This is a genomic window from Thermobifida cellulosilytica TB100 (assembly GCF_001517975.1).
GTDB lineage: Bacteria > Actinomycetota > Actinomycetes > Streptosporangiales > Streptosporangiaceae > Thermobifida > Thermobifida cellulosilytica.
In genome coordinates this window covers 377,958-391,286 of sequence record NZ_KQ950180.1, presented here as the reverse complement: position 1 = coordinate 391,286, position 13,329 = coordinate 377,958, and the positions used below count along the sequence as shown (strand labels likewise).

General features: G+C 75.0%; 5 protein-coding genes. 2 read left to right on the top strand and 3 right to left on the bottom strand.

Annotation, left to right across the window (positions count from 1 at the left end; translation table 11 throughout):
• Positions 1 to 159 precede the first annotated feature (159 nt).
• The gene (locus tag AC529_RS01615; RefSeq protein WP_068753146.1) at positions 160 to 783 is read left to right on the top strand and encodes a dihydrofolate reductase family protein; all 624 of its coding nucleotides are present in this window, start codon (positions 160 to 162) and stop codon (positions 781 to 783) included.
• 17 nt (positions 784 to 800) lie between these two features.
• Here AC529_RS01615 and AC529_RS01610 read toward each other — a convergent pair whose 3' ends face one another.
• From AC529_RS01610 to AC529_RS01600, 3 genes are all read right to left on the bottom strand, one after another.
• Positions 801 to 1,571: a type I restriction enzyme HsdR N-terminal domain-containing protein gene (locus tag AC529_RS01610; RefSeq protein ID WP_083947856.1), complete on the bottom strand. Its 771-nt coding sequence runs from the start codon at positions 1,569 to 1,571 to the stop codon at positions 801 to 803.
• A 471-nt stretch (positions 1,572 to 2,042) separates the two neighbouring features.
• Entirely contained in the window at positions 2,043 to 4,250 is a 2,208-nt protein-coding gene (locus tag AC529_RS19900) for an MBL fold metallo-hydrolase (RefSeq protein WP_157080024.1), read from the bottom strand.
• Complete coding sequence (locus AC529_RS01600; protein ID WP_068753143.1) at positions 4,247 to 10,720, bottom strand: hypothetical protein; 6,474 nt, start codon at positions 10,718 to 10,720, stop codon at positions 4,247 to 4,249. Before AC529_RS01600 ends, AC529_RS19900 begins: the two co-directional genes overlap by 4 nt.
• Positions 10,721 to 11,084: 364 nt before the next feature.
• On the opposite strand from AC529_RS01600, the gene AC529_RS01595 reads away from it, so the two are divergent.
• A complete protein-coding gene (locus tag AC529_RS01595) occupies positions 11,085 to 13,220 on the top strand; it encodes a DEAD/DEAH box helicase (protein WP_068753142.1) in 2,136 nt (711 codons plus the stop codon).
• The last annotated feature ends 109 nt before the right edge of the window (positions 13,221 to 13,329 follow it).

Sequence of the window (13,329 nt, the reverse complement as noted above, 5' to 3'; positions counted from 1 at the left end):
CCCCGCCCCCGCCGAGGCCGCCGCGCTGCGCCGTGCGGCCGCCCTCCTGCTCGGCGCCGACCCGGGCGGGGAGGCACCGGACCGGATGATCCGCCGCAGCCGCGGGTAGCAGGCACCCGACCCGAAACGACGCGGGAACCGTCCGGAAGGAGCCCGGCCATGGGCAGACTCACCGCCACCATGTTCGTGTCGCTGGACGGGGTCGTGCAGGCCCCGGGAGCCCCCGACGAGGACCGCCAGGGCGGGTTCGACCTCGGCGGCTGGCTGGCCCCCTACGTCGACGAGAGCATGAACGAGCAGATCGCCGAGTGGTTCTCCCGGGCCGACGCCTTCCTGCTGGGGCGCAGGACCTACGAGATCTTCGCGGCGTACTGGCCGCGCGTCACCGACCCCGCCCACCCGATCGCCGGACCGCTGAACACCCTGCCCAAGTACGTCGCCTCACGCACCCTGGACCGCGCGGAGTGGGCGAACACCACCCTGATCGCCGACGACCTGCCCGCGCGGGTCGCCGACCTCAAACAGCGGACCGCCCGCGAGCTCCAGGTCCACGGCAGCGGCGACCTGCTGCGGACGCTGACCGCCCACGACCTCGTCGACGAGTACCGGCTGTGGATCTGCCCGGTCCTCCTCGGCCGCGGCAGGCGCCTGTTCCCGGAGGGAGCCGCACCGAAGGCGCTGCGCCTGATCGACACGGCGACGACCGACACCGGCGTCGCCGTGCACACCTACCTCCCCGCCGGGCGGGTGCGGACCGGCGAGGTCGGCGCCGAGGAGGCCTGAGCGGACCCGACGCCGGGTCAGGACACCAGCTCCGGGTTGATGACCTCCTCGCACAGGACGCGCCGGAGCTCCTTGGGCTCGGCGTTGTGCCCGGTCTGGCGGCGCACCTCCTTGCGGATCGCGTCGATCACCGCGGCGTTCTGCAGCACCTGCGCCAGCGACCGCCCCGACGTGGCGGCGCGCGCCTTCCACAGGCCGTCGACGAGCCTGCGTGTGAACGCGTCCTTGCTCAGGTAGAACAGCGAGTCGACCTTGGCGGCGATCCCGCCCTCCGCGAGGAGGTCCACGTCGAACACCAGGTCCACGGTCACCGGCAGCCCGGCGGACAGGTGGTAGACCTGCCAGACCTGGCCGTTGGTCAGCACCATCCACTCCACGCCCTCGTTCACGGCATAGGACTGCACCTGCCGCAGGTGGCGCGGGTTGAGTTTCTGGCTGCACCTCTTGACTTCGATGAACGCGGCCAGTTGCTTGTCGATGCGGATTCCGTAGTCGGCGAATTCACCTTTCACCTGGTATTCCGTGGTCAGGTCCTCGTACTTGTCGTATCCGAGGCCCTCGCACAGGAAGTCGGTGACCAGGAGTCGGGTGTCCCCCTCGTTGGCGTCGCGTGCCACCAGGTCGCCCAAGGGCTTGGAGAACCTTCGGACGGCGGCGCGCAGGCGGTCCCGCGCGGTGCTCTCCCACTTGGGCACGGTACGGGTGGAGGATCGAGGGGCGCGGCTCTTCCCCCTGGCGGCGGTCCCGTCGGCGGGCTCCGCCGGGGGAACGGTCTTTTCGCTGCTCACGCGTTCTCCAGTCGGCTCTCGGCGCTTTGGACGGGCAGAACATGCCTCCGGCGAGCGCCGGTCCGAAGAATTCGCGGGAAATCATCAAAACGGCGTACGAGGCGATTCTGTGCGAAGCGCGCAGAACGCACGGTGATTTTCCGGCGGAACCGCCGAGGCGTCCACAGGACCGGGCGTCCCGCGTCTCCTCCGGAACGGTTTTCCGAGCCGGGGGAGAACCGTCGGGTCCGCAACGCCGCCACCGACTGCCCTCCGGGGCCGACAGGAGACGCCCGAAAGGCGCCCTGAAGGACGCCCCCGCCGGAACCGGTGCCGACGGCCGTGCCGCCGCCCACCCGCGGCCGGACACGCCGGAGGGCGGCGGCGTGAGCTCCCACAGGCCCGGTCCCAGAGCCGCCCCGGCGAGCCGCGGCGACACCCCCGGAACAGGGGGAAGCGCCCCACCGGGCAGGAGCCCCGACCCGCCCGCGCTCACCCCAGGACCGCGGTCCGCCCCTCCACACCCAGGGCCCACCGGTAGCCGCGCGAGGCCAGCACCGTGCCGAACAGGCGCTGCGCGCTCGGCCTGCCGTGGACCAGGTGCACCCGCTGCGGGGCCGCCTCGGCGACAAGGTCCAGCAGACCCTGCCGGTCCGCGTGCGCCGACAGCTTCATGTCCGCCACGCGCGCCCGCACCGCGACCTCCTCCGACCAGCCCAGCCCGTCCAGGGGCAGCCGTCGGCCGCCGCCGTCGCGCAGCCGCTCCAGCATCCCCCCGGGAGACTCCTCGTCGGTGCGCCCGGGGATGAGCACCACGCTGTTCGGGTCGGGCAGGATCGCCCGCGCCCACTCCACGACCGGGCCGCCGGTCAGGTTCGCGGACGGGCTGATCACCACGCCCTGCCGCAGCCTGGCGATCTCCTCGGCGCGCTGCCGCGCGTCCACCATCCGCACCCGGTCGCCGAACAGGCCCGCCGGGGCCTCCCCGGAGGCCGCGGCCTGCTCGTACTGGCGGGCGATCCGCGCGGCCAGCCCGTCCACCAGGACCGGCACCTCCGGCAGGTGGGCGCCCAGCAGGCCCGCGACCTCCTGGGCGCGGCCCAGCGCCATCGCGGGCACCAGCACCCGGCCGCCGCGGCCGTAGGCATCCCTGACCGTGGACAGCAGCCGCGCCACCCCGTCCTCCCGGCTCGGCAGGTCCATGTCGCAGCAGGTGGACTCCATCACCAGCAGGTCCGCGCCGCGCGCCGACTCCGGCAGCACGTACCCGGACACGGTGTGTTGGCCGAAACCGGAGACGTCGCCGGTGACCACCACCCGCCGGTTCCCCGCGCGCAGCACCACGCCCGCCGCGCCCAGGATGTGCCCGGCGGGGAACAGCTCCACGACGACGTCGCCGACGGTGTGCTCCACCCCGGTCGGCAGCCGCAGCAGCGCCCGCCGCGCCTGGCCCACCGCCGCCATGTCGTACAGCGCGGCCGACCCCGCGGCGCTGTGGCGGGCGTGGACCGCCGCCCGGCCCGCGCTGATCTTGGCCGTGTCCTGCCACATCGTCGACAGCAGGTCCGCGGTCTGCGGGGTGGCGATCACCGGGAACGGGCCGCGTTCGGCCAGCAGCGCGGGCACGTAGCCGCCGTGGTCGTTGTGGGCGTGGGTGACCACCACCGCGTCGACGCGGCGGTCGTCCAGGTCGGCGAGCCCCACCGGACCGGCGGAGGAGCCGTCCGCCACGCGCAGGCCCGCGTCCACCAGGATGCGGGTGGACGCGGTCTCCACCAGCACGCACGAGCCGCCGATGCCGGTGCCGCCGCCCAGTTGGGTGACCCGCAGCTCCCGGGTCCCGCCCACCTCCAGGACCGGGCCGGGCGGGGCGGCCTCGGGCTCCGGCTCGGGCACGGCCAGCGCGCGCAGCGCCGCCACCAGCGCCTCCACGGGCAGGTCCGCGCGGCGCGCCGCGGTGTGGAAGGGCAGCCGCCGCTCGTCCACGGCCAGGTCGCCGTGCTCGCGCCGCCGCGGGTCGCGGCCCGCGTGGTCGTCGTCGGCGAGCCCGGGCTCGGCGGCGTCCCACACCCCCACCAGCCGACCGGCGAGCAGCCGGGGGTCGGCCAGGTCCGCCAGCGCCAACTCCCACCGCCGCTCGGCGGCGTCGAGCTCGGCCGCCAGCTCCTCGACGCGGGCGCGTACGGCGGCGGCCTCGGCACGGGCGTGGTTGCGCTCGCCTTCGGCCTCCTCCAACTGCCGGGTCAGCCTCCTGACCCGTCTGCGCAGCTCGGCCCGGTCGCGCTCCAACCACTTGACGCGTTTGGCCGGGTTTCCGCCGCCGGACGCCGCATCAGCGGGCTCCCGCACCCGCCGCTCCTCCGGTGCGGCCTCCTGCCCGGCCACCAGCAGCGGCTCCGCCAGCGCGGCCGCCGCCGCGGCCACCCCCGGCGCCGGGTGCAGCAGCAGACGGCACAGCGCCTCCGCCCGCGACACCCCCTCCGCCGGGGCCTCCCACAGCGGCGCCGCGGCCCGGCCCCGCGCCGCCTGCCGCAGCGCGGGCACCCGCACCAGCAGGCTCAGCAGCCACTCGGGGCGGCTCCGCGCCAGCTCGGCGGGGTCGCGCTCCGGACCGGCGAACGCCGGCCGCTCCCACACCACCGACGCCACCAGCCCCAGCGCCCCGGTCGCCCCGTCCACGGGGGCCGTGGCCGCGCTCACCGGCCCGCCCTGCCCGCCGCGGCGAACCGCGAGGCCCGGTAGGCGGCCAGCAGCACCGGCTCGGGCGCCAGCCGCTTCTTCTCCAACGGCACCAGGGCGCCCAGACCGCGGAGCACGGCGACCAGGCCGGAGGCGTCGACCGCGCCGTGGTCCGGCGCGTCGAACAGCCCCGGGCTGTCCTCCTCCAGCATCCTCAGCAGCAGGGCCAGGGCGTCCTCCTCCTCCGCGCCGTCGGCGTGCTCGACGATCTGCGCCCACGCCGCCAGCACCGCGGGGTGGGCGGTGACGCCCGTGCTCGCCACGAACGCGTCCGGATCGCCCAGCAGCCGCGCCTCGACCTGCGCCAGCGCCTCCTTCGGGGTGCGCCGCTCGCCGCCCACGACCTCCCGGACCACCTCGTTCACCAGGCTCGGCCAGCCCCCGGTGACCCGGAACAGCGGCTCGTGGAAGGTCTCCTTGGCGATCGGCTCGAAGTCGTCCAACAGCCGCCACTGGCCCACCCCCGAGCGGCCGAAGCGGCGCAGCTCCACCACGTCGACCCGCGACAGCGCCTCGGCCTGCGCCTCCGACACGGGATGGCCCAGCGCGCCGCTGATCAGCGACGCGTGCACGGGACGGGCCAGCAGCACGATGTTCAGCCCGCCGTCCGCGTCCGCGCGCAGCGCCGCCTCGGCCGCCGCGACCTGCGCCAGCGCCTCCTCCACGGGCTCGACCAGTTCGACCAGCACCACGTCGCGGCCGCCCGCCAGTTGCACCGCCTCCGCGAGGTCCGGACCGCCGGGGCGCACGTGGTGGCAGCGGCCCTGCGTCTTGGCGACCTCGTCCGCCAGCACCTGCGGCACCCGCGGCAGTTGCAGCGCCTCGGAGCCCACCACCAGGCGCAGGCGGCCGTCGGGCTTGCCGAGCCGCGCCACCTGCGCCGCCGTCAGCGGCGACAGCTCGGGGCCGCCGGCGTAGTAGGAGCGGTAGTAGGCCGGGTCGAAGCTGTCGTCGGGCAACTGGTAGGTGGCCTCCGCCTCCTGCAACTCCCGCTCCACCTTGGCCCGGCCGCCCAGCAGGTTGAGGATGTGCGGGGTGCGCAGCCGGAACTCCCCGTCGTCCTCGGCGAGCACGCCCAGGTCCACGCACTCCTCCAGCAGCGCGCCGAACTCGTCGGGGGTGCAGTCGTTGAACGCGGTCGGCCACCAGTCGCGGCACTCGGCCAGCAGGTCCTTCTCGTCCACGGCGGCGTCGCGCGCGTCCATCGTCTGCAACGCCACCGTGTAGGCGATCACCTTGTAGCGGCGGTCCAGGTCCAGCGTCCACTCGAACCGGTCCCGGAACGCCTTGTCCAGGTCGGTGTCGTCGCGGACCGCCTGCACGTCCTCCACCGTCACCTCGTAGGGCAGCTCCACCGTCGCGGAGCGGCGCAGCCGCTTCAGCAGCAGGTCGCCGAAGTACTGCACGATCGCCGGGGCGTTGTTGGCCTGCGCGATGACGTTGACCGCCAGGTCCTCCGGCAGGTGGAAGCCGAGCGTGCGCAGCGGCCGGGTCAGCAGGTCGAACGCGTCCTGGAACGCCAGCGGGCCGATGCCCAGCGGCTCGCCGAGGTTCGCGAACGGCTGGTTCGGGTAGCTGCGGAACCGCGCGATCTTGTGCAGGCCCGCGAACACCGCCTTGACCCGGTTGTCGGTGGCGTTCATCAGCTCCCGCAGCGCCACCACGTTCGCGAACTGGTGCTCGCGCGCGTCCAGGTTGAGGAACTCGTCGGCCTCGTCGAAGAACAGCATCAGCCGCCGGTCCGGGTGGGCGCGCGACCAGCGGCGGATCGCGTCGCACACCTCCTGGCGGGTCGCCGGGACCGGTGCGGACTCCGGCACGATCCCGTGCTCGGGCAGCGCCCCGCCCAGCCGCGTCCAGAACGCCGCGGCCTGCAACTCCGACCGGCCGATCTCGTAGATGTCGAGCTGCACCACCACCGGCCGGTCGATCTGCGCCCGCAGGCGGCGGCCCGCCTCGGCCAGCAGCACCGACTTGCCGAGCTGGCGGCCGCCGTAGACGAAGTGCGCACCCGAGGGGGCCATCACCGCGTTCAGGGCGTCCTCGCGGCCGTAGAACATCTCCTCGGGGATCATCCGCTCCGCCTGGAACGGCCGGGTTGCGGTGAACGGCGCCACCAGCCGCACCGTGGTCGACCACTCCGGCTTGGCCAGCGCCGCCAGGTAGCAGACCACCGCGTCGTCGACCACCGCCACCACCGGGCTGGGGCTGTGGCGCGACAGCGCGGCCAGCTCCTGGCGCTGCTCGTAGGTGAGCAGGCCGAAGTAGAGGACCAGCACCGTGCGGTCGTGCGGCACCTCGCTCAGCCACTGGAACACCTCGCGAGGCTCGGGCCGCTTCCACACCAGGTGCAGCAGCACCTCGCTGCCCTGGGGGCCGGGGCGCAGCATCTTGGACCCGAAGGCCGGCAGCAGCGGCTTCCCGGTGAGCTTCACCCCGGTCAGCGTCACCGGCAGCAGCCGCTCCCGGTACTGCGGCTGGGCGGCCAGCGGGTTGACGGGGACGGTGCCCTCCATGCCGAGCAGCCGCAGGATCTTCTCCACCGCGCTCTTGAGGTTGCCGGAGCTCTTCGCGCCCTGCGCCACCGTGCGCCACTGGCGCAGCGCCTCCGCCGCCGTGTCGCGCTCCCGGTTCGAGCTGGGCGCGCGCAGCAGGTCGGTGAACAGCTCCGGAAGCTCGGCGACCGGCAGGGGCTCGTCGCCCGGCCTGCGGTTGAGGTGCCGCAGCAGTTCGTCGAAGACCGCCTGGAGCGGCTGCTCGCGCCGGCGGACCCGGCGCTGCGTCCGCTCCAGACGCTTCGGGAAGTCCGGGTAGAACTGGGAGAAGTGGTCGACCTCCTCGTCGGGGCGCATGTCGAAGCCCCGGTTGGCCCGCAGTTGGGCGAGCGTCTCGTCGGCGCTGGTGACCTGGCCGTGGTCCAGGTAGCGGCGGAGCCGGTCGGCGTACCGGGCGACCTGGTCGGACGTCTCGGCGGCGCGGCGCACCTCCTCCCGCCGCCCGGCGATGCGCTCCTCGCACAGCCGGTCGGCCTCCGCGCGCAGCGCGTCCAGCTCCGCGGCCATCACGTCGAAGTCGCGGCGCTCCGACCCGGCGAGCAGCGACTCCACGCCGCCGCGCAGCCGCGCGAACTCCTCCTCCGACAGTGCGCCGTTGCGCCAGCGGATCGCCGCGTCGGTCTGGAACTCCTCGCACCTCTCGCGCAGCCGCGCCCACTCCTCGTCCACCCGGGCCGACACCTGCTCCACCAGCCGGTCGGCCAGCGCCGGGTCGCCGGTGCGGACCAGGGCGGCCACCAGCTCCGCGCCGACCAGGTCGCCGCGCTCGATGCGCCGACGGCACACCTCGGCCGGGTCGAGGTCGTCGCGCAGCACCTCCGCCAGCTCCTCCAGGGTCGGCACGTCGGCGACCTCCCCGGACGGCGACACCCGGATGCGGGGGACGAGCAGCACGTCCCGGTTGAGGACCAGCGCGGGAGCGAGGCCGCTCGCCTGGGGGACGCGGCCGCGCAGCAGCGCGTGCACGTCGTCGAGCAGGTGCCGCGCGCCGCGCGCCGCCGCGCCCAGCAGCGGGTTGTCGCCGTCGACGAGGACGTCCAGTTCGGCGGCGGCCCGCTCGTACTGCTCCACCATGACCTGGCGCAGGTCGCTGAGGCCGCGGCCGGCCGGGCCGTGGCCGCGCGAGTCGCTGAGGGCGCGCATGTGGTCGACCGCGGTGATCCACTCGTTGGCGGTGTCGCGGACGTCCTCGATGTACTTGCGCAGCGCGGTGCGGGCGCCCGCGATGATCGTCTGGTGCCGCTTCTTGTGGGGCACGCCCTTGCGCGACTCCCGGTACAGGCGGTCGATCAGGTCGTCGATGGCGTCGGGGGCGAGCAGCTCCGACACCAGGCGGCGGCACTCGCCCAGCCGCGCGACGTTGTTGCCCGCCGGGATGTCCAGCAGGTCCCACAGCGCCCCGCCCGGCGACACCATCTGCCGCCACAGGGCGCTGGCGGCCTGGTAGTTGATGGTGCGGGAGCGGGCGTTCTCCCGCAGCTCGGCGGCCCGGCTCACCGCGTTGTCGTGCTCCTGCTGGGCCAGGTCGGCGTCGCGCAGCAGCTCCCCGGTGCGGGACAGGTCCAGGTAGACGCCGGACTGGGCGGCGGTGCGGAACGCGTCGCCGATCGTCTGCAGGGCCGGACGGCCGGAGGTGACGGCGGCGGTCTGCTCGATGAGCTGGAACGCCTCGGGGATGGGGGCGACCAGCACGGCGCGGATCGCCGCGGCCCACGCCAGCAGCCGGTCGGCGGGGGCGTCGGGCAGGTCGTCGGCGAGGGCCTCGGCGCGCACCCGGAACGCCTCGACCATCGGCCCGGTGGTGTCGCGGAGCTGTTCGGCGCAGGCGGCGGCGTAGCGGATCTCGGCGATGTTCCCCGGGAGCCCGGCGGCGCGGTTGAGCCATCCGGCGAGGGCGAACCGCCCCTGGTGGAGGGCCTGCTGCTCGTGGCGGACGAGGGCGGGGGCGCGGTGGGCCGGGTCCACGGCGGCGGGGGCGAAGTCGGGGGCCGGGACGGGAAGCTCCACGGAGAGGTCCCCGTCGAAGGCGGAGGCCGGGGGTCCGGCAACTGCGGGCTCGTCCTCCGGGGCGTCCGCGTCCGGCTCGTCCTCCGGGGCGGGGTCGGGTGCGGGCTGCTCCGGTTCGGGGTCCGCCGGCGCGGCGGCTTCCGGGACGGAACCGGAGGACTCGGACTCCGCCTCCGGCGCGGATTCGGGCGCCGGAGCATCCGGTTCGGAGCCGGTGTCCGCACCGGGGGCGGCAGGCGGTTCGGACGGCGGGAGGTCCGCCTCCTCGGCAGGCTCCTCAACAGACTCCCCGGCGGGCGCGTCGGAGGACGGGGGAGCGGCGGACTCGGCGGCCAGCACCGCATCAAGCTCGGCCAGCTCCTCCTCCAGGGGGTCTGCTGTGGGGACGGCCGCCGTGTCCTCGACCGCGTCCTCGGGACCGGCGGCCGGTTCCGCTGGGTCGGCCGCAGCGGGCTCCTCCGGTTCCGTGACGGGTGCCGCGGCCGGAGGTGCAACCGCGGCCGCCTCGCCCAGGGCGAGCTTCCCGGTCATCGCGGCCATCACGGCGGTTTCCCACTCCTGCGGAACCTGCTCCCTGAGCCGGATGCTCAGGTCGATCAGGCTCGCGTCGAAGGGGTTCTGCCGCTGCCGGTCGACGAGCTCGGCGAACAGTCCGAGCCACTCCACCGCGGTCTCGTCGGCGCTCTCGGCGGCGGCGCGGATCTCGGCGAGCACCGGCTCGATCTCGTCCGGGCCGGACAGCGTGGCGAACCGGGACAGCAGCCCGGCCCGCTCGGCGTGGGCGCGGGCCGCCTCGAACTCGGCCGTCAGCTCCGCCAGCGACCCGGGAAGCGTGGAGCGGCCGGTGAGCGCGCACACCGCGGCGCCGATGCGGTCCAGGTCGGCGGCCAGGGAGGTGAGCCGGTCCAGGTCGGCGGAGTCGGGGCGGCGCTGCTCGGCCACCGCGTCGTGGACCCGGCGGGCGGCTTCGGCGGCGGCCCCGAACGCGTCGGACAGCCGGTCCAGGTCGGCGGCCAGTGTGTCGAGGTCGGAAGAGAGGGGCGACACGGGGTTCTCCGGTGCGGGGACGGACAGTGGGACGGGGGAGACGGCGGGCTCCTCGGCAGAGGTCTCGGCGCTTCTCGGAGGGTCCGTCGTCTCCGTGCCGAGGTGTCGTGCCACCTCGGCGGCGATCTCGGTGAGGCGCGGCAGGGACAGCGGGCGCTCGGGAAGGTCGGGGCGGTGGCGGCGCATGGCCTGCCACACGGCAGCCGCCTGCTCGACCACGTCGGGCGGGCTCTCCGGGTCCGCCAGCAGCAGTCCGACGGCGAGCGGGGGAGCCGGGCGGCAGTGCAGGGCCGCCGTCTCCAGGGCCAGCAGGCGGGCCGGGTCCGGAAGCCGGGCCGCGAGTTCCAGGAAGGAGAGCAGCATGGACCGGGAGGCGACGACCTCGCGGGCGCACTCCTCCGACAGCAGGGCCACGCAGGCGTCCGCGTCCAGTTCCAGCGCCTGGGGGGTGAGGGTCAGCGAGGCCACCGGATACGTCCGCAGCAGCAGGTACTGCCTGCGCTCCTCCTCCGAGACCCTGCGGTACAGGTTCTGGTGGACCGTCTTCGCCTCTTCCATGCGGACCCGCGGGCCAGGGTACCAGAGCCGCTGGAGCCCGGTCGACTCGACCGGCGAGGGCAGGCAGGCCAGCAGGTCCCGGAACTGCCGCACGTCGAGCCGGACCGGCCGCAAGGAGCCGGGGTCGAGGCCGACTCCTTCCGCGGCCGCCGCCGCGCTGCCGAGGGCACGCTGGAAGGCCTGGTCGCAGTCGCACTCGGAGGAACAGACATGGAAGGGGAAGGCGTCGGGTTCCTGGCCGTCCTCGGGGATGCGACTCACCATTCCTCGGGTCCTCCTGCTCGCGGGAGTTCCACGGAAACAGAGAAAAGAACAGCTATCAACCCCGAAAACTGGGGAAAGCGAGGGTTTCACGGAGAGTGGTCCCCCGATCAGAGGGCAGGACGCGGCTGCGGGGCGGCCCACGGATGCGGAGGAGCGGGAGAGGACCGCGACCCGCGCGCCGCCTCCGGCGGCCGCCGTACCCTTGAGCGGGATGCCGCACGGCCCGAGAGGCGGGTTCCACACCCGGCCGGTCCCGTAACCGCCGCCCCTCGTCAGCCGCCCCGTGCGCCGCCTGCACCGGGAATCCGCGCCCGCCCACCGGCACCCGCGCCCTGCGCCGAAGCCCACAAGGGGAGCCCGACCCGTGACCGCGCCCGCCAGCCTCGACCTGCTGCACCCCACCCTCGTCCACCACGTCGTCAACACGCTGGGCTGGCCCGCGCTGCGCCCCCTGCAACGCGAAGCGTTCGCCCCGCTCCTCGCCGGAGAGGACGCGGTGCTGCTCGCGCCCACCGCCGGCGGCAAGACCGAGGCCGCGGTCTTCCCGCTGCTCACCGCCATGGCCCGCGACGGCTGGGACGGCGTGTCGCTGCTGTACGTGTGCCCGCTGAAAGCCCTGCTCAACAACCTGCTGCCGCGTGTGCAGAGCTACGCCGGGTGGCTGGGCCGCACCGCCGCCCTGTGGCACGGCGACGTCACCGCGGCCGCCCGCCGACGCATCCTGCGCGACCGCCCCGACGTCCTGCTCACCACGCCCGAGTCGCTGGAGGCGATGCTGGTGAGCACCAAGGTCGACCACCGCGCGTTCCTCGGCGGGGTACGCGCCGTCGTCGTCGACGAGGTGCACGCGTTCGCCTCCGACGACCGCGGCTGGCACCTGCTCGCCGTCCTGGAACGCCTCACCCGGCTGTGCGGTCGGCCCGTCCAGCGGGTGGGCCTGTCCGCCACCGTCGGCAACCCCCACGACCTGCTCACCTGGTTGCAGGGCAGCGGTGCCGGGACACGCCCCGGCCGGGTCGTCGCCCCCGGGGTGCGGCTGCCCGGAGCCGCACCGTCAGACCAGGGGCCGCCGCCCGGCGACGTGGAACTCGACTACGTGGGCTCCCCGGAGAACGCCGCCACCGTGGTCGCGGCCCTGCACCGGGGCGAGAAACGGCTGGTGTTCTGCGACTCCCGGCAGCTCGTGGAACGCATCGGCGCGGCGCTGCGCGCCCGCGGCACCACCGTGTTCCTGTCGCACGCCTCCCTGTCCGTCGACGAACGCCGCCGCGCCGAGCAGGCGTTCGCCGAGGCCCGCGACTGCGTCATCGTCGCCACCTCCACCCTGGAGCTCGGCATCGACGTCGGCGACCTCGACCGGGTCGTGCAGATCAACGCGCCCGCCACGGTCGCCTCCTTCCTGCAGCGCATCGGCCGCACCGGACGCCGCCCCGGCACCACACGCAACTGCCTGTTCCTCGCCCTCCACGAGCCCGGGCTGCTACAGGCCGCCGGACTGCTGCACCTGTGGGGACGGCACTGGGTGGAACCGGTGCGCCCCACACCCGAGCCCCGGCACATCGTCGCCCAGCAGCTCTTGGCGCTGTGCCTGCAAGAGCCCCGGGTCGGCGAAGAGCTGTGGCCGGAGTGGTGGAACGGCCTGGAACCGTTCGACCACGGCCGCCCCGTCCTCGCCCACCTGCTGCGCGAAGGCTTCCTCACCCGCGACGGCGGCATGCTCCTCGTCGGCCCCGAGGCGGAACGCCGGTTCGGGCGGCGGCACTTCGCCGAACTCACCGGCGTGTTCACCGCGCCTCCCGAGTTCACGGTGCTGCACGGCCGCACCGAGATCGGCCGCACCAACCCGGCGCTCCTCGCGGCGGCCGAACCGGGGGAGGGGCCGCGCAGGCTGCTGCTGGCGGGCCGGACCTGGGCGGTGACCTGGGTGGACTGGAAACGGCGGCGCTGCTTCGTGGAACCGGCCGAGGACGGCGGCGGGCGGGCCCGCTGGGACGCCACCGGCCACACCGGCTGGTCGTTCGAGCTGAGCCGCGCGGTGCGCGAGGTGCTGCTGGGCGCGGACCCGCCGGTGAAGCTGACCCGGCGCGCCGTCGACGCCCTGGCCAAGGCCCGCGACCGGCACGCCGACCACGTCCACCCCGACGGCACCGTGCTCACCCGCCGCGGCGGCGACGTGCGCTGGTGGACCTGGGCGGGCACCCGGGCCAACCTCACCCTGCGCGCCACCCTCACCGGGATCGCCGACCCCGCCCAGCAGGCCCGCGACACCCACCTGCGGCTGGGCGACGACACCGACCCGGCCCGCTGGCGGGCCGTCCGGGAGGCCGCGGCCGACCGTGTCGCGCTGCCGCAGGTGGACGACAGGGCCCTGGAAGGGCTGAAGTTCACCGCGGCGCTCCCCCGCCACCTCGCCGAACGCACCCTCGCGGCCCGGCTGGCCGACGTGGAGGGCGCGCGGGCGGCACTGGCGGAGCCGACCCGGTTCGTCAGCGGGGAGTGAGCCGGGCGGTGCCGACCGGACGGCCGTCCGGGGCACCGGGGTACCGCGGTTCTGTCCCTGAAGCCATGATCGCGCGCCGGAATGGCACCAGGGCCATGGTGGACGGCCG

Bases quoted from the DNA above. Each gene is read 5' to 3' on its own strand.
- AC529_RS01615 (WP_068753146.1), top strand. From the start codon at position 160: ATGGGCAGACTCACCGCCACCATGTTCGTGTCGCTGGACGGGGTCGTG.
- AC529_RS01600 (WP_068753143.1), bottom strand. From the start codon at position 10,720: ATGGTGAGTCGCATCCCCGAGGACGGCCAGGAACCCGACGCCTTCCCC.